This is a genomic window from Deltaproteobacteria bacterium, assembly GCA_020845775.1.
Classification (GTDB): Bacteria; Bdellovibrionota_C; UBA2361; order SZUA-149; family JADLFC01; genus JADLFC01.
In genome coordinates, this window is record JADLFC010000126.1 from 1 (window position 1) to 17,061 (window position 17,061).

Annotated in this window: 12 protein-coding genes and 1 riboswitch; of the genes, 6 read left to right on the plus strand and 6 right to left on the minus strand. The window is 44.5% G+C overall.

Going from position 1 to position 17,061, the window contains the following annotated elements:
* The first annotated feature begins 107 nt into the window (after positions 1-107).
* Both IT291_08370 and IT291_08375 read left to right on the plus strand, forming a co-directional pair.
* Complete coding sequence (locus IT291_08370; protein MCC6221237.1) at positions 108-1,085, plus strand: hypothetical protein; 978 nt, start codon at positions 108-110, stop codon at positions 1,083-1,085.
* Between the two features lie 182 nt (positions 1,086-1,267).
* Positions 1,268-1,504: riboswitch (cobalamin riboswitch) on the plus strand.
* A 148-nt stretch (positions 1,505-1,652) separates the two neighbouring features.
* Positions 1,653-3,572, plus strand: a complete 1,920-nt coding sequence (locus IT291_08375; GenBank protein ID MCC6221238.1) for a TonB-dependent receptor — start codon at positions 1,653-1,655, stop codon at positions 3,570-3,572.
* Here IT291_08375 and IT291_08380 read toward each other — a convergent pair.
* Positions 3,538-4,227: a 4'-phosphopantetheinyl transferase superfamily protein gene (locus tag IT291_08380; protein ID MCC6221239.1), complete on the minus strand. Its 690-nt coding sequence runs from the start codon at positions 4,225-4,227 to the stop codon at positions 3,538-3,540. The two genes, IT291_08375 and IT291_08380, sit on opposite strands and share 35 nt — an antisense overlap.
* A gap of 273 nt (positions 4,228-4,500) precedes the next feature.
* On the opposite strand from IT291_08380, the gene IT291_08385 reads away from it, so the two are divergent.
* From IT291_08385 to IT291_08395, 3 genes are read left to right on the plus strand one after another with little or no spacing between them, the layout of a single operon-like run.
* The gene (locus IT291_08385) at positions 4,501-5,736 is read left to right on the plus strand and encodes an O-antigen ligase family protein (GenBank protein MCC6221240.1); all 1,236 of its coding nucleotides are present in this window, start codon (positions 4,501-4,503) and stop codon (positions 5,734-5,736) included.
* 4 nt (positions 5,737-5,740) lie between these two features.
* A complete protein-coding gene (locus tag IT291_08390; GenBank protein MCC6221241.1) occupies positions 5,741-6,826 on the plus strand; it encodes an FAD-binding oxidoreductase in 1,086 nt (361 codons plus the stop codon).
* 11 nt (positions 6,827-6,837) lie between these two features.
* Positions 6,838-8,742, plus strand: coding sequence for a thioredoxin family protein (locus IT291_08395; GenBank protein ID MCC6221242.1), 1,905 nt, complete (start codon positions 6,838-6,840; stop codon positions 8,740-8,742).
* Here IT291_08395 and IT291_08400 read toward each other — a convergent pair.
* Positions 8,660-10,750: a hypothetical protein gene (locus IT291_08400; GenBank protein ID MCC6221243.1), complete on the minus strand. Its 2,091-nt coding sequence runs from the start codon at positions 10,748-10,750 to the stop codon at positions 8,660-8,662. The genes IT291_08395 and IT291_08400 overlap by 83 nt on opposite strands.
* Before the next feature lie 2 nt (positions 10,751-10,752).
* A complete protein-coding gene (locus IT291_08405) occupies positions 10,753-11,625 on the minus strand; it encodes a hypothetical protein (protein MCC6221244.1) in 873 nt (290 codons plus the stop codon).
* Positions 11,626-11,997: 372 nt separating this feature from the next.
* On the opposite strand from IT291_08405, the gene IT291_08410 reads away from it, so the two are divergent.
* Positions 11,998-13,623, plus strand: a complete 1,626-nt coding sequence (locus IT291_08410; GenBank protein ID MCC6221245.1) for a glucose-6-phosphate isomerase — start codon at positions 11,998-12,000, stop codon at positions 13,621-13,623.
* On the opposite strand, the gene metF is transcribed toward IT291_08410, so the two are convergent.
* The 3 genes from metF to IT291_08425 form a co-directional block, all read right to left on the minus strand.
* Entirely contained in the window at positions 13,598-14,476 is an 879-nt protein-coding gene (gene metF, locus IT291_08415; protein MCC6221246.1) for a methylenetetrahydrofolate reductase [NAD(P)H], read from the minus strand. The two genes, IT291_08410 and metF, sit on opposite strands and share 26 nt — an antisense overlap.
* 91 nt (positions 14,477-14,567) lie before the next feature.
* Positions 14,568-15,197 carry a hypothetical protein gene (locus IT291_08420; protein ID MCC6221247.1) on the minus strand — a complete coding sequence of 210 codons (630 nt, stop codon included), beginning with the start codon at positions 15,195-15,197 and terminating at the stop codon, positions 14,568-14,570.
* A gap of 234 nt (positions 15,198-15,431) precedes the next feature.
* Positions 15,432-17,061 (minus strand): FAD-dependent oxidoreductase (locus IT291_08425; GenBank protein ID MCC6221248.1); only part of this gene is annotated, 1,630 nt, incomplete at its 5' end.

The following is a 17,061-nucleotide window of genomic DNA, read 5'->3' on the forward strand; positions in this document are numbered from 1 at the left end:
GCATCATAATTAATTGAATAGCGCAATATGTGGCCATTTGCTGTTACAAAAGATTCAGAGTGTTATACTTGCAAAATAGAATGACCTTAATGCAGAAGAGGGATTGTATGCGAGTTTTTGTAATTCTCATAGTTGTGTTTTGTGTAAATTTCGTGTTTGTTCCTATTTCGCACGCGAGAGAGACGCGCCGGATCGACATTTCTGGGACCCTGGATAGTTCCTCGAGTTTCTCTTACCCACCTAGCTCATCTGGATTATCTTTTTCGGTACTGTCCAGCGCAGCGCAATTCGAAACATCTGTTGGTATTATTGATTCTATAGGTTCCTATCATAATATTAGATTTTACTTCTTTCACACGGCTGCTAATCACTGGGAAGTGGAAACATATGTTGATGGTGGAGAGGTAATAGGAGGTAGCGCCGGCTCTCCAGTGCGAGTAAGCGCTTTGTCACTTGAATTTAATCTAAATGGCAGTAGATCGAACTATAGCCCTTTTGGTGATGGTCTTGCTGTAGCTGGATGGTTAAATGGTGCCGTGCAGTCGAATATAGGACTGCACTTAGATGAGTTTATGGAAATCGTTGGTAGCTCCATGATCACTTCTTTTTTTCAAGATGGATGTGTGAGTAATTGCCCCCAGAATGGTGGCTTCGATTATGACGGGGATGCGATTGATGATATGGCAATTTGGCGACCAGAGCTTGGCATGTGGGCCATTAGACGATCGTCATTATCTGATGTGCTGTGGAAGCAATGGGGGTTGCCCGGTGATTATCCAATAGCGGGAGATTATACAGGTGATAGTAAGAGCGATCTAGTGGTTTGGAGGCCGAGTAATGGTAACTGGTATATCTGTTCTTCAGATAATAATTTTGATTGCACTTGGGGGACAGTCTATCAATTTGGACTGCCCGGAGATCGTCCTCTTGGTGGAGATTTCGATGGGGACGGTATATTCGATCTAGCAGTTTGGCGACCGATAGTAGGGTTTTTCATATACCAAAGTTCGCGAACCGGAACTGTCATAGTTCAACAATGGGGATTACCGACTGATATTCCGCTAGGAACGAAACCTTCGGACTGACTGATTGACCGCTGTCGCTTAAGTAGTTCGTACTGCCCGCGACTGTCATGGAAGTCAGTGCAGTATGCGTTAGTGAAATCTCGCCTTTCGTATATTGACGTGGATCCCATTCTTTGGACAGTTTGGGGCACATCATATAGTTACTTTTTTGTTTGCCTAAAGAATGAAAAAAGTGTTACTAAACTGGCCTTAGCTTTTAGGGTGCTCGGGGTTTCTAGTGTTGAGATTACATCGAGCGAGAAGGGAAGTGTGGTGATATTCCACCGCGGACGCGCCGCCGTGAAGGGTTTGTCGTAGATGTTTGCGACAGAGAATCTAGCGTTACGCCACTGTTTGAGCTTGCAATGAGTTTAAATGGGAAGGTGTATAGATTTTTAACGCCCCAAGCCGGAAGACCTGCCTAATTAGCCACCACGGAGCCGTTCTCGCGTAAAGAACTTCCACGGGCTGTTTTAGCGATTTATCTTTTTTACGTCGCACTACTCCTCTGGATCTCGTCTAGGCGAAAAATGCTCCACCGTTTAACGCACAAGTTCCCGCGCGGATCGGGATGGGGAGAATAATGTCATGATTCAAAAATTACTATTACTACTATGTCTTTTCGTTTGTAGCCTAGTTGCACCAGCCGCTTTTGGCGAGGATGTTTTAAGTGACACAAGCGATAAGGCGACTAGCAAGGAGCCTGAAAAGGTAACGTTGGTAATAACTGCTACGCGTGTAGAAAGTGAGGTAAAAGACATTGGAAGTTCTGTTTCTGTTATTACCGGCGAGGAACTTAGGGAAAAGCAATATCACTTCGTCTTAGATGCTTTAAGGGCAGTGCCAGGTGTTGAGATTAGGCGTTCTGGCGGATTGGGCAGCGAAACGTCAATTTTTATTAGAGGCACAGACTCGGACCATGCGTTGCTCATGGTGGATGGAGTTCAGGTTCACGATCCGTCCTCGCCGTCCTCGACGGCAGTGCTTAATCACCTATCGACTAGCGATGTAGAAAGAATCGAAATAGTGCGAGGGCCACAGAGCACTGTGTATGGTTCGGAAGCAATAGGCGGAGTCATAAATATTATCACTAAAAAGGGTTCTGGCGATCCTACGGCTGTTCTGTCGGCTGAGGGAGGTTCTTTTAATACATTTAGCGAAGAGGCAAATCTCAGTGGCGGAAAAGACGCCTTTTATTACTCCGCAAGCTTGTCGCGTGTCGATAGTGCTGGCTTTTCGTCTCGAACAGATGATGCCGAAGATGATTCGTATCGCAATACGGCTTTTAGCGGAAGGTTAGGGACTCGAGTGAACGAGTCTCTTAACTTAGATTTTGTATTGCGCTACATAAAGGCATATAGCGAGTTCGATGTTGGAGATGATGTTAGTTTGTCTAACAGCGATGTCAATCAGCTAATAGCAAGAGCGCAGCCACAACTCACGCTATTTGACGGTCTGTGGCAGCAACAGCTAAATCTATCAGTGCACGCAATCGAGCGAGACAATGAAGGCTTGGGTTTTTCGCTCCCATCGGAGTTTAGAGGACGGATTTTTGGCGTCGATTGGCAGCATAGTCTCTTTCTTCACGAGAACCATTCTTTAGTTGTTGGGACTGATTTTGAGTATCAGGATTCTAGGAGCGAAGTGTCGGAGTTTCCGTCAATCGAGCCGGATGTGCACAATGTAGCGTTGTATATTCAGGATCTAGTGAAATATGGCGAGCAGTTTAACGCTGCGATAGGATTTCGCCTAGATGAGCACGAGCAATTTGGAACACAAGCTACGTATCGCTTAACGGGCAGTTACGAATTTCAAAACACAAATACCTTGCTGCGAGGCAGTGTGGGCAGCGGTTTTAAAGCGCCATCGCTGAATGAATTGTTCGATTCGTCCTTTGACTCAAATAATCCAAATCTACAGCCTGAGGAGTCTGTAGGATTTGATGTTGGCGTCGAACAGGAGATACTGCCGGAGCTGATATCGGTAGGTGCCACCTACTTTTACAATGACATAGACAATGCCATAGTGTCGGTGTTCGTCGATCCAAATTTCACAAGTATTAACGTAGAGCGGGTAGCGACAAACGGAGTTGAAACATTTCTAAGGCTCGATTTGTTAGAAAACTTGAGAGGTCGCTTGCACTATACATACACGGACACGGAGGCAAGGCATGCCGCTAGTTTTGGAATTTCCGATGGGTCGCGACTTCTAAGGCGCCCAAATCACAGTTTGGGAGCAGATTTAGATGTGGCGTTTTTTGATCGCAGAATGCAAACGGGTTTGGGCTTTACTTATGTTGGCGAGCGCGCAGATATAGATCCGATTACTTTCTCAACTGTTCGAGCTGATGACTATATGTTGGTACATTTTAGGAGTTCTGTAAGAGTGTTGGGCAATTGGGAGATTTTTGCTAGAGTCGAGAATCTCTTAGACGAGGATTACGAAGAGATATTGGGTTTTAACAGCCCCGGCATTAGTGCTTATGGCGGAGTAAGGGTAAGCTTTTAACGAAGATGTAAGTAAATACAAAGTCGCTATTTTGCAGTACTCCTATATCGCAAGTGGAGTGTTTTTTTAAATCTTCACTTAAGCTAGTTAGTAAAGTAGCGCGAAACTGTTGGGAAGCATCGTCCCAAAATAGTTCTACATCCTTAAAGCCAATGTGGCATTTGCAGAGAGGATGCAGGGCTTTATAGATGCTTTCTTTGGCAGAGAATAAGGATATTGACATCCGCGTTCTGGTAAAGGTGTCGCTATATGTATCTAGCCATGCACTTTCACTTGCTGTGCAAATGCGTTTAGAGATCTGGGATATGGGCTTTCGGTTTAGTTGTTCGAGATCTATGCCTATAGTGCAGGCTCTATCTGTCGTAGCTACGGCTGCAATGGCCCAGTGGTTTGAATGAGTAATAGAGCCAACAACGCCTTGTGGCCAAATAGGCTGTGCCTTGTCGCCTCGAGCAATATGTGGCACGTCCACAAGACCTATTTGCCGAAGGGCTAGACTGGCAGCGTCGCGACCGAGCAGAAACTCCTTCTGTCGACTGTTGTTTAAGACAGCACTCGCTTGTGGCTCTTTGTTTGCCTGCAACTCAGCTGTTCGCTCAGCATGTTCAGCTAAAACCACAAAGCCAAATGTATTAGGAAACGGTGAGGAAAACATGCTATAGTCTACCGCATGATAAGAGCCGATACTAGTACTTTGCAGAAACAGCAGGTTTCGCCTGAGATCCTTAGTAGAAGTGTTGCTAGCTGCCTTTATGGGCCGGATGAGTGGCGTCTGGTGCGCAAAATAATACTAATTAATTTGCTTGTTTTGTTGGTTCGACCGCAGCACAGTATCCCTATGTTAGGTGTGCTTTTTATGCCCTTGATTTTAAGTTTGATTCCACTGCCATTTTGGCTCACTCAGGTAACTCAAAATTGGACACGGCATATGAAGCTAATGTTTGCTTTTGTAGTGTTCGGAGCACTATGGGTTCCTTTTGCCACTAATAATCATTGGGCCTTTCATACGTGGCGAGATATTGCACAGCAGTTCATTTGTTTCTTCTTCCCCATGATAGCGTTCTTGTCATACGGGAGGCATTTAAGAACTATGGCACTCTTAATTGTATTTATCGCAGTTTATCTCTCGATATATGGCATGACTCATGTTGGGACTGGGCCTGGATCGTTTTTGAAAGACGAAAATGACTTGTGTTTAGCGTTGGTGGTTTTTCTTCCCGTACCCGTATTCCTACTATATTCTAGGCGGTCTTATTTGTTTAAGGCGGCGATGGTAGTTAGTATACTGCTTATTTTAGGTGGCATAGTAGTAACTGAGTCTAGAGGTGGCTTTGTCGGCCTAGTCGCAGTGGCGTTTTATTTGTTCTATCGATCCAGAAGGAAGCTAACTATTTTGTGCTTAGTTGCAATAGTGGCGGTTTCTGCTTATTGCTTTGTCCCTCAGAGCTATTGGAAAGAAATGTCAACTATTAAGGACACAGGCGGAGGAACTGCTAAGGCTAGAATGGACACGTGGAAGTTAGCCGTTAAAGCGTGGTCCGATCCAAAAAATACGCTTGCCGGAGTCGGTATGGGTAATGCGCGATGGGTAATCGGGCATTACGAGTTGGCGCACGCAAGGACGGAGGAAGGCCGAAGTTTTGCCGGAAGGGCAATGCACTCTCTCTATATGGAACTATTGCTTGACTTGGGAGTACTGGGAGTTATTCTTTTTGCAAGTATTGTTTGGGTCAGTTTTCGTGGCAATAGCAGAAATCAGCTCAAGTTGAATAACTATTTTAAGCGCCTGAACTCTGTTGGTTATTATCTTGCTAAGAAATATCGAGATGTAGGTGTAGTCCCTGGCGGAAAGGAAGAGGTAAGGCTTGAATTCGAGCCTTCGCCTAACGACTTGTCTATGGAAATAAGGAAAAAATTAGAGCGTTCTTGTGGAGAAACCATGAGGTATATTGCTGAAGCAGGCGAGATGCTTAGTGCGCTTAATGCGGGTTGGATAGGTGTGTTGTCAGCGGGTGCTTTTATTTCGGTTTTATACTACCCACCGCTTTGGTTGTTAGCTGCCTTGTCGGCAACGTTTCACCTATATATAGCTCGGCTATCGCATTCTTTGGAGCCATTCCTCGATTGCGTTGAAAATTCGCAACTTGGTAACGAAACGGCATGAGCTTATGGATAGCGATGTAATCATCATAGGGGCTGGCGCATTAGGCGTTAGCTTGGCGTATCATCTAGCGGCGCGAAAACGTAAAAGTTTAGTATTAGAACGGGAACCGTCTTATGCCTATCATGCGTCGGGCAAGAATGCTGGAATGATTCGGCAGTTATACCGCCATCCCCAGCTAACAGCATGGGCACATAGATCTGTAGCCGAGTGGCCAGATGTAGTGAAGTCGAGAATTTTTAACCAAGCTGGCTCTATGATCGTGGGGCGCGTAGCTCCAGGCCATCACGAGTGGCTTTTCGAGACAGAAACACTAAGCCAAACTTCTCAGGGTGTTTCTAAGTTGGTTCCAGCGGTTCGCACTGTTTCTGATGGGTTGATAGATCCGAGCCTTTATGTGGACGCTCTGTATAAGCTTACGGATAGGGAATACGCGCGGTATCTTTTTAATCATAGTGTCAAGGCGATCGAAAAAGAAAAGTCGGTTTGGAGTGTCGTAGCTAACGATGGACGAAAGTTTTCGGCACCATGGATTGTAAACGCCGCTGGTGCCTGGGCACATGACTTTCTTTTTCCACAGGCGGATAATTGTGTTATGGCTCGTCCGTATGCTAGGCACTTGTTTGTGGTCGAGGGTTGGGAAAGGGGTTATATGCCTGTCCCAAAGGTGGGTTATTATTGGGATGAGGTTTCCGAGTGGTATTTAAGGCGATGGGACGAAAACTCGCGCTTGGTTTCTATATGCGACAAGACGGCTGTTTGCCCACGTTTATTTTGTCCCACTCAAGGTATAGCGGAGAAGCTTTCCCGAAAACTTATCGCCTCACTGGGCTCAATTGCCGACAATTTGAGATTAAGTCGGTATTGGCATTGTTTTAGAATGTATACCGCTGATCTTCTTCCGATTTGGGGGGAAGATTCGCTTTCTCCAGGGCTTTTTTGGCTGGCAGCTTTTGGTGGTTTTGGAATGTCTACTTCCTATGCAGCGACAGAAGATGCAGCAAAATATATATGTGGACAAAATGTCAATATTTCCGCAGACTTTTTGCCAAATAGGGAGAACCTGCTGGCCGATGCGCACAATGCTCGGTAAGATAAGGCGAAATGAAAAATATTGCTTTAACAAGTCTATTCTTAGGAGTTTTCTTTATTTCGCTATCGGTGCAACGCGATCGCAATGCGTTTGCAGGAGAAGAAGTTGTAACGGCATCGCTGATTAGTGATAGAGAGAGCGTTCAGCCAGGTGGAAAAGATTCGCTGCCATCTGCACGCATAGGCGTATTGTTCGAGATTGCTAAGGGTTGGCATATTTACTGGTTTAACAGCGGGGATGCTGGCATGCCAACGCGCGTTCGGTGGAAATTGCCGGATGGCTGGACGGCGGGCGAACTCAAATGGCCAGTTCCGGTAGATATTACAGAGAAAGGCAATTTGAGAACGCGCGGGTATTTTAACAGCGTTTTGTTGCAGTCCAATTTGTATCCAGTTGAAGAGATACCGTCCGAGGATGAGCTAATTGAGATTGGAGCAGAGGTTAGTTGGTTAGCTTGCAAAGATATATGTATTCCCGGGAGTGCGACTTTAAAAACAAGGCTTAAATTTTCATCAGTTTTGCCTCTCGAGCCTTCTAGCTATTTTGATTTGTTTGAACATGGTCGCACTGACACAAATGTTATAGTAGCAAATGCAAGCTCAGTGGATAGGTCTATAGCAGATTCTTATTCATGGACAGGATTAGTTCGAGCGATAATTTGTGCATTTGTTGCTGGATTATTGCTGAATTTTATGCCCTGTGTTTTGCCCATAATTAGCATTAAGGTGCTTGGCTTTATCAAACAGGCTCACGCGTCTAGGTTGCAGAGACAGCTTTCTGCATGGGCATTTTCTGCCGGCATACTGTTTTCCTTTTTAGTGCTCGCCATTGCGGTAAACATTCTGAGGGGGGTCGGCCGCGAGATCGGCTGGGGGTTCCAATTTCAGGAGCCTGTGTTCGTGTTTATTTTAATGCTGGTCGTATTTGTCTTAAGTCTAGGTTTTTTTGATATTTATACTTTTCGCTTGCCCTACATGCAGGAGGCGCATCGCTTTACGTCACGACTTACTCCATCGCTCGCACAGCACTTTATGGATGGCATTCTTGCCACTGCGCTAGCGACTCCATGTACTGCACCATTTTTAGGGACGGCTCTGGCGTTTGCTTTTGTGCAGTCCTCGCTTTCTACGATAATCATTTTTCTCTCAATTGGTTTAGGTCTATCACTGCCTTATGTTCTATGCTGTGCCTTTCCCATAGCGCTTAAATTCTTGCCTAAACCCGGGCCTTGGATGAATAGGTTTAGGCAGCTTATGGGTTTTTCATTGCTCGGAACGGCAATTTGGCTTCTCTTTGTGCTCGATAGGCTAACAGAAGATGGTACTATTTGGGCTGTTGTGTTAGCGGCGCTGTTTTATTTTTGTGTGTGGCTAACTCATTGGGTACACGAGGCAAGTTTTAGCAAGGTTGTTAAAGATGTTTTTATAACGGCAATTTATGTGGCGTTCTTTTTTGTTTTTTACAATATTTGGCCTAATATTGGCGAAAAAAGGATGACGTCGATTGCTCGTCCTGTTCCTGTAGACAAAATAAGCTGGGAGGTATTTTCGCTTGAGCGTCTTGAGGAAGCTAAGGCAAGTGGAGCACCAGTATTTATTAATTTTACAGCGGACTGGTGCATTACCTGCAAAGTTAACAAGCGCTTCTTTCTCGAGACGGAATCGGTAGCTAGGGAGCTAAAGAATGGCAAATTTGTAACCTTGTTGGCCGATTGGACGTCGGGCGATAAAGTGATTACTCAAGCTCTTAACTCTTTTGGTGGGAAGGGAGTCCCATATTACGTCGTGATTCCAGGAAATTCGGTTGACAAGCCTATAATTCTTCCAACTGTGTTTACAGAGGCGGCTGTTGTTGAAGTTCTAAAAAAGGTGAGTTCTTTGCAATCGCTTTCCAGTGCTGGTTCCAACCAAGGGTGAGCTGATTACAAGACTCTCCTGCTCGCAGCTTTTCTATATCCTCTTTGGCTAACAAGTTAAGTTCAACCGTGCCGTATTCGTCAAAGCGTTTTAAATATCTCAACCACGGGTTAGCTAATTTTGTTTTTGTAGATGTAGTGTCGATTAGCATATCTACCTGAATGCCGGTAATGGCAGTTAATATCTCGTTTAGTTCCTTTTTATGCGCCTGCGTCGCCTGTGGGTATTCCATGGCCAAGGTTTTCGCTATGGAGAGATATGGTAGGTGCTTTACTTTGGATAAAAAGGCTATTCTGGTAGGGGAGTCAGCAAGTGCGCTTGTTTCGCGGATGGCATTGCCAACGGTAATGGCATTTTCCTTTGGCGTTTTTGCGGTGAGTAAGTCTAGGGCGAAATTCATTAAGTCGATATCGCCGTTTTGTACTGCTAAAATAATAATCTTTGCCAGTGTGTCCCGATAGGTTGCCAAGTTGAGTATTAGGCGACTGTCTCTTAATTTGCAAGACTCATCTGGCCAGTTAAATTTAGATAGCAATTCGCATGACCACTTCCAAACGCGATGCTGCGGTAACGAGAGATCGCTAAAAACTATTGCATCGTAATTATTTAGGCCAGCCGCGCAGTTTTCCAATAGGCTCTTTAGGGAACTTGGGTGAGAACTAAAGTTATCAATGGCAGCTCTAGTGTATCGCGGGGAAAAATTGAGCAGTGGCCGCTGACGGTTTTTTATATCATCGATTTTTGAGTAGGGCGTAGCTCCTAAAAGGCCAACTTCGTCTAACGTTAGGCCGCTATTTTCTGGTTTTTTAAGAAATTCCTCGTAGTTTACTTCAGCTCGTCCCACTGGCTTAATCGATTCCCGCGTAATCGAGTTTTCGTCCATGAAGCATTGAAGCTCCCACTCGTACAGCTTAAATATTAGCGGGACAAAATCCTTAAACGGAATAAGTCGTAGCGCCGGTGCACTTACTAACTCAGATAACTGTTTATCGAGTTGATTTCCCTTAAAACTTTCTTTGCAAGAATTTTCACTCTTCTCAATTGAATCTATAAGAGCAACAAATTTCCCCAAGGATTTATGGCGACGGTTTCCAAGCTCTATAGAGCTTATGACTTCCAAAGCATCATCTGCATAGTAGCTAAGTGAGGGTAGCATTTCCATGAGAAGCTTTGCGGAGTTTTTATTGTTTAGTTTCGCTAAGCGTTCTAGGGCATAATTTGCATATATTCTTTCTTCTCTTATTTGAGACAAGTAAAACTCAATGAGCTTTTCGTTGTCTAACTCTGTTTCTGCCGAATCAAACCTATTCTTAACGCTTACGGCTTGTTTGATTCGCTCTAAGAATAGCTTCCAAGTGGCAATATCTTTGCTAACGGAATATTTTCTAGTTTTATACTTAGAGGTTTCTAGCTTTGAATCCAATAAACTCTCTCCTCGCCTCAAATCCTCGACTAGCGCCATGGTCTTCCAGTCAAGTTTGCCGGATTTTAATATGTCGTAATTGGCGGTGTCGCTATGAGATGACCACCAGCTATAAGCATTTTCTCCCAGGACTATTCGCGGTCGGTAGACTTCAGTGCTTAGAGAGTCTAAGGTTTTTAGAGATCGTAGCCAGCTTAGTTTGCCGTAATGCTCTAAGGCGCTTTCTAGGTTCCTTTGTAAAAAAAATATTCCTCTGGGGTCAGGATTTACGTAAGTTCCGCCTCTAAATGGAACGAGCATCGTAGCTGTTTGCTTATCGCTGCTAAATAGTGGAACTTTAAAGTCCGGCAAGTCGTAAATTTCTAGCTCGGATCCAATGGTTAGTCCTTGCGCAGCTGAGTGGTACCCGTAGATAACGTCTATTACTTTTCCTCGCTGGAGAGAGATCTGCTGAACTTCTAGCACTGCATCTGCCTCCATGACGGCCGCTTCTATTAATTCGCTTTCTATTTGTCTAAAAATATCCGCATTCGCCTTCTCTGTGCAAAACAGAAATAAAACGGCCAGGAGTTGCAATCTAATCATCTTTATAGTGAAAGCCCGAAGTTTAAGGCCAGAAAGGCCGATGGATCCATGTCGCCACTAAACTGGCCAGCATTTAGTGCTTTAAATTTAAACTCATTGCCAATAAAAAAGCCTCCCTCTAGGCCAAGGCTAATATTATTTCCTATCCAATATATGGCTCCAGTGGAAAGCTTTTGATTATGCGTCTGAATATCGAGCTCTATATTTGTGGGGCCGGAATCCGCGTTGTAGCGCGCACCACTAATGCTAAAAAGTCCATAAATTTGAGTTCGGGGATTAAAATACCACGCAACTCGGGCTTCTATGGGTGCGGTTAGACTTAAATGCAGTTGCCCATCTTCGCTTATAGCTCGAAAACCAACTAATGGGAAAAGTGATACGTCTTCAAAAGTTTCGCTCGAGTCAGCACCTATTAACAGTTCAGTTCCGGGATTGATTCTATATACCAATCTAGCTTGCCCATGAAGCTGAATGTCGTCCATCTCGACGTCGTTGTCGAAATCGGAATATAGTCCTGGTTTTGCCATAGCGGTTAGAAACAAGTTGTCGGAGAAAAAATGGCCCATGCCAAAACCAAAAGCAGCTTTGTGCAAGACATCTTTCGCCGTTGAAGTTGGTGCTTCGTTTACAGGAGAAAAATCATACATGCCCATTTCGTAATCGATGGCGACGCGCAGAAAGGAATCTTTGGACATGAGTAATGGTAGTTCGAGATAAGCGTAAACATTGTTTAAATCGTATTTGCCAGGCCCGCCGTCCTCTTTATTTTCCGGGTTGTACATGTACTCTAATTTAAAATCAGTTTCCTGTGGCGAGTATAAGTGAAAAAAATCCCTATGTGCCGCTGAAAATGTTTTTGAAAGATTTTCAGCCAATACAGGATTCCTCCCAAAATGGAGAATTAATGCCAACATGCCGCTCAATAGGAACGCTAAACGAAAAAACTCACATACGGCTGAGGGGAACAATCTATTGAAAATTCGCAAAGTAAATACTTGCATAGTCTCTATTCTTGTTATCTATCTATACTTAACTGCCAAATATGAGCAGTTATTATAAGCTTTATATGCTCTACGGTTGGGCGGGAAACCACACCCTATACCGTTTCCAAAAAGTAAGTTAACTATTTTACTTTTTGTAAATAGTATAAAATGCCGTCTGCATTTTTCATATTGCTATGAGATACTAAAAATCTCCGCGCGAATTGGCAACCTTTATTATGGGAGATAGCTAAGGTGAGAGATAAGATATCGCTCTGGACTCGTTATAGTAAATATCGGCAGTATTTTGGTGATATCGGCATTGCTTTGGATGTAAGTAGAATGCGCTTTAGCGAGAGCTTCTTAGACGACATGGCTGAACTGGCAAGCCGAGCGTTTAATGAGATGAAGGCGCTTGAGGGCGGAGCCATTGCAAACAAGGATGAGCAGCGCATGGTTGGTCACTATTGGCTACGCAATCCAACTCTGGCGCCTAATGATAGGTTGAGGGATGATATCGCAAAGGTTAGCAGCCAGGTTAAAAAATTTGTGGAGGGCGTTAGGGCTGGAGCTATTTCTGGGACTAAGGCAGCGAAGAAATTTACTCGCGTTTTACTAGTTGGCATTGGAGGTTCAGCTCTTGGGCCACAGTTAGTTTGCGATGCCCTTAGGAAAAAGAGTTCTCCTATCAATATGGATTTTTTGGACAATACCGATCCAGACGGGATTTTGCGCATTTTGCAGGCAGTGGAGAGTGAACTTGAATCGACACTGGTGTTAATTATTTCAAAGTCGGGTAAAACTGCAGAAACTCACAATGGGTATTTACATGTAAAGAGATACTTTGAGCAGAAAGGGCTTAACTTTTCGAAACATGCCGTAGCTATTACTGGAGAGGGGAGTATCCTTGATGAATTGGCAAAGCGGGATTCATGGATAGCGCGTTTCCCTATGTGGGATTGGATTGGTGGCCGAACTTCGGTTTTTTCGGCGGTTGGAATGTTGCCAGCGGCGTTGTTAGGAGTGTCTACAGAGGATTTCTTGGCGGGTGGAGCTGCAATGGACGAAGTAACGCGCGTCGAAGACGTGCGCAAAAATCCGGCCATGATGCTAGCTCTCATGTGGTATTTTGCCGGGAGCGGTAGGGGCCTTAGGGACATGGTGATTTTGCCATACAAGGATCGCTTAGTTTTGTTGAGTAAGTACTTGCAGCAGCTTGTAATGGAGTCGCTTGGTAAGGAAAGGAACCGAAGAGGAGAAGTTGTCAATCAAGGTATTGCTGTTTATGGCAATAAGGGCTCAACGGATCAACATGCCTATGTTCAGCAGTTGCGGGATGGAGTTGATAATTTTTTTGTAACATTTATTCAGGTGTTAAGCGACGTAGAAGAAGGGGACGGCAGTTTAAGGGCTGGTGGCGCTCTACACGTTGAGCCCGATATAACTGCTGGCGACTATTTAAATGGTTTTATGTTTGGAACTAGAAGTGCGTTGTATGAAAACGGCAGAGACTCGATAACTATCACTATAAGAGACTTGTCGCCAAAAAGTTTAGGCGCGCTTATATCGCTATACGAAAGAGCCGTTGGCTACTATGCCTCACTTGTAGACATCAATGCATATCATCAGCCGGGCGTAGAAGCTGGGAAGTTAGCGGCAGGAAGGGTAATTAAACTTCAGCAGGAGTCGCTAGCTAGGCTTAGAGAAGAGAAGTGCGTCAACAAGTCTTTTACAGCAATGGAACTAGCCGAGATGATTAAGCAGCGCGAGGAGGTGGAAGCTATCTATTTCATTCTTGAACATTTGGCTGCCAACGCTAGAGAGGGGATTACGCAAGTCGATGGCGAAACGCCTGACAACGCGAGGTTTACTTTTTTTGAAAGTAGTCACTAAGTCTTTCTATTAGCGGCCGGGCTTGTCTGGAGTTGTTTAGCGTATATAAATGTATTCCTGGGGCGCCTCCATCGAGGAGTTTGCGGGCAAGTGATTCTGCGAAATTTATTCCAAATTCTATTACAGCTTCCTTGTCGTTTTCTATGGCACTTAGTGCTGCTATAAGGGAGTCTGGCATCGATGCTTTGCAAAGATTAGTAAAGCGCTTAATTTGCGAGACATTTCCTATCGGCATTAGTCCTGGGACTATGGGAACGTTAATCCCCTCACTGACAGCTCTGGCGAGAAAATCAAAGTACAGGGATGAATCAAAGAAAAGCTGAGTGATAATTATTTCCGCACCAGCATCTATTTTTGATTTTAGATATTCTATGTCGGCTTTAACGGAAGTGGCTTCTGGATGCATTTCTGGATAGCCGGCGACCGCTATGTGAAATCGACCGCGTTTTGCAATATGTCTTACTAGGTCACGCGCACAAGAAAATCCAGACGGATGTTGGCTGAAATTTTCTTGGCCCAAAGGAAGATCTCCGCGAAGTGCTAAAATGTTCCTGATACCATCTTTCTCTAAGGAATCTAGTATGCTGTTTATTTCCTCTATGCTGTGGCAGACGCAAGTGAGGTGAGCTACTGCTGGCACATGCAAGTTATTGGCGATAAATCTAAGCATTTTACCGCTAAGCGTTCTAGTCCCTCCACCAGCTCCGTAGGTTACGGTCATGAAGTCAGGGTTTAAAGTTTTTAGATCGGCAATTAATTCCAGTGCGGCACTTAAGGCAGCTTCTTGTTTTGGGGGGAAGAATTCTAGTGAAAGAATTCTTTTATGGGTGCTATAAAGTTCGGCAAAGTTCATGCCCCCTTAGTAAGCACATTAAGCGAACTAGTTCAACAGTGTTATTGATCTACCCGCGCGGCACTTCCCAAGACGCGTCCATAAAAATATTCTAGCCGAAAAGCTTTTCCTTAAGCCTTTCCCATAGCGTTTTGTGTTTCTTTGGAGGAGTCTTTTCCGATGTTCTTAGATTTATTCTGCCAGTATCCGAATCTGCGTCAGTGGAAATTATTCTCTCTCTGCCTGTCTTTTGTCTGGATTGTAGAGTCTCCTCTTGCTCTGCCCGAGTTTGCCTTTGAGCCCGCATTATTCTATTAGCGCGGGCTGTTTCGCTTCGCTCCTGTTTGGCAAGTCTCTTCCTTTCTTCTCTACGCTCGATTTTAGCAACTCTCGCTTCCCACTGCTGCAATCTTACTTGATACTTCAAGTCTTCCCGCAAAAGCGCAATGCGCCGCTCTTCAAAGGGGTTTCTAAGAATATAGCCACTGCCTCGTAGAGGGTTAACAGTTCTAGCAGCCGATGTGCTAATCTTTGTCCGAGAGCGAGATGAACGGTATCGGTCATAACGAAAAGTGCCAGGCACAGCACTTGAAATAGGTGAATAGGATGGGGAATTGGCGCGACCAAAAAGCTCTCCCGCAAGCACATAGCTCGGACTTATCAGACTAAGAGCGATGTATCCAAAGCATAAACTCGCGGTGACCATTAGATGTCGCAGCGCAATGATTTCTTTTAGGTTCATCAAGTATATTGTTCTTTTAAAAAGCAATTTGTTAGTCAATTAATAGTTGTTCAGTTGATATACCGTTTCCAAAAAGTAAGTTAAATATTTTACTTTTTGGAAACGGTATATGTTGTTTATTCGCAAGTGCTTACGCACTTGCTGTTTATAGCATTTACAAAAATCCTTTTTGTAAATGCTATAATAGCGCGAGTCATTGTATCATAAGAAGACGCGTAAATCCATATTATTACTTCATTTCCCTATCCAGCTGTTTTGGTAATCACTTATGTCCTTATCGATTTCCTTGTGATTTCGATAACTTAGCGATAAAAGCTCCCGCTTTGCTTCCTCTAAACCTCTAACTTGGCCTGCTGGTAATAATGTTATGCTAAGCCTGCGCCTTAAAATATCCTCAATCTTTACAGCCTGCTCTTGAATTATGGCATAGCGAATCTGGGCTTGCAAAAGTGGGGATGCAAAGTCTGAGATTACTGGGTCGAATTTAGCAATATTGTACTTTTCGTCCAATAGTGCCTTTGCTCTGATGCCAAAGCGCATAACGGCATTGTTAGCCTCGAGTTGAATAGAGGGCAATGCCGCACTTTTTTGTCTGTCCGAAAAGCAGTTAGCCCTTTGTGTAAAAACACTGACCAGTTTCTCTATTAGCTTATTTTTTTCGTGCTCACTCCAGTCTTTGGCACCGGGAAGAGGTCTGTGCCTTGTGGACTCTTCGCCGTAAGTGCGATCTCTGTTCTTGCCAAAAAGCATATGTATTTTTTGCGAGGCCTCTTCGGCAGTTGCACGTGCATTTGTAAACTTTCCCCCTAGTAAGCACAAATATGAGTCCCGTTCTATCCACACATGGGTGCGGGATATATTGCTAGTGCCAGTGTTCTTCGCAAAAAAGTTAGCGCGCTTATGAGAGCGAGACGGTATGACAAGAGTTCTTACACCGCTAAATGTGCGATATAGCGTAGATTCGTTTAAGTGAGAATTGGGTAAGTCGCGCCTTAAATACCCCAAAAGTTCTTCTACTTCTTGTTGAGAGGACAGCGAATTCTCTTCATTGTTTGTTAGCGGAATTTCCGTAGTTCCAACCATGGTAGCTTGAGCACCTGGCGCATAGTATGGCCAGACGAAGTAATATCGCCCCTTTGTGGGGGTAGGCAGTATGACTCCCGAGGTTGGCCAAGGCTGAGAGAAAAGCAAATGACTGCCGCGACTAAAGATCACCGTGGGCAGTTTCTTGCCCCATTCTTCTTTGTCTTGCGGGTAAGCGATGTTATGCAGTTCTGGAGCCCATGAGCCAGCTGCATTTACAACGAACTTTGCCTTGCTCTCAAAAGATTCGTTGCTGATATTGCATTTCCATTTAACTTGCCAATATTTGTCATTGACGGTTTTTGCTAAACGCAGCTCCTCAATGCAGGCGTAGTTGATAGTGAGTGCTCCTAGAACGCCTGCATCGACTATGTTCTCTATTACAATTCGGGCATCATCCATTTGACCATCGAAATAGGTAAAAAGTTTCGAGAAGCAGAGGCCCATAGATTCGAGTTTGCGCGATTCGATAGATGAAGGGGAACTAGCGTGTCGAAAAAGAGATTTTTTATGCGGCCCCACACTTGCCTGAGCATGAAAGTTCTTAGCCAGCAATGAATACAGAGATAAGCCAAGATTAATCTGCCATGCAGACCTACTGCGCTTTGGTATAACTGGAAACAAAAAATCCCGCATCCTTGTTAGGTGCGGCGCATTTTTTAGGAGTAAATCCCTTTCTTGCAAGGCTTCGCGAACTAAGGAGAGATCTCTCTGCTCCAGATAGCGAATACCGCCGTGAAGCATTTTAGAAGAACGGCTACTGGCTCCGAAGGCAAAATCC

Coding starts and splice junctions, on each gene's coding strand:
- IT291_08380 (MCC6221239.1), bottom strand. CDS start 4,227: ATGTTTTCCTCACCGTTTCCTAATACATTTGGCTTTGTGGTTTTAGCT.
- IT291_08385 (MCC6221240.1), top strand. CDS start 4,501: ATGAAGCTAATGTTTGCTTTTGTAGTGTTCGGAGCACTATGGGTTCCT.
- IT291_08395 (MCC6221242.1), top strand. CDS start 6,838: ATGAAAAATATTGCTTTAACAAGTCTATTCTTAGGAGTTTTCTTTATT.
- IT291_08370 (MCC6221237.1), top strand. CDS start 108: ATGCGAGTTTTTGTAATTCTCATAGTTGTGTTTTGTGTAAATTTCGTG.
- IT291_08420 (MCC6221247.1), bottom strand. CDS start 15,197: ATGAACCTAAAAGAAATCATTGCGCTGCGACATCTAATGGTCACCGCG.
- IT291_08390 (MCC6221241.1), top strand. CDS start 5,741: ATGGATAGCGATGTAATCATCATAGGGGCTGGCGCATTAGGCGTTAGC.
- IT291_08375 (MCC6221238.1), top strand. CDS start 1,653: ATGATTCAAAAATTACTATTACTACTATGTCTTTTCGTTTGTAGCCTA.
- metF (MCC6221246.1), bottom strand. CDS start 14,476: ATGAACTTTGCCGAACTTTATAGCACCCATAAAAGAATTCTTTCACTA.
- IT291_08400 (MCC6221243.1), bottom strand. CDS start 10,750: ATGATTAGATTGCAACTCCTGGCCGTTTTATTTCTGTTTTGCACAGAG.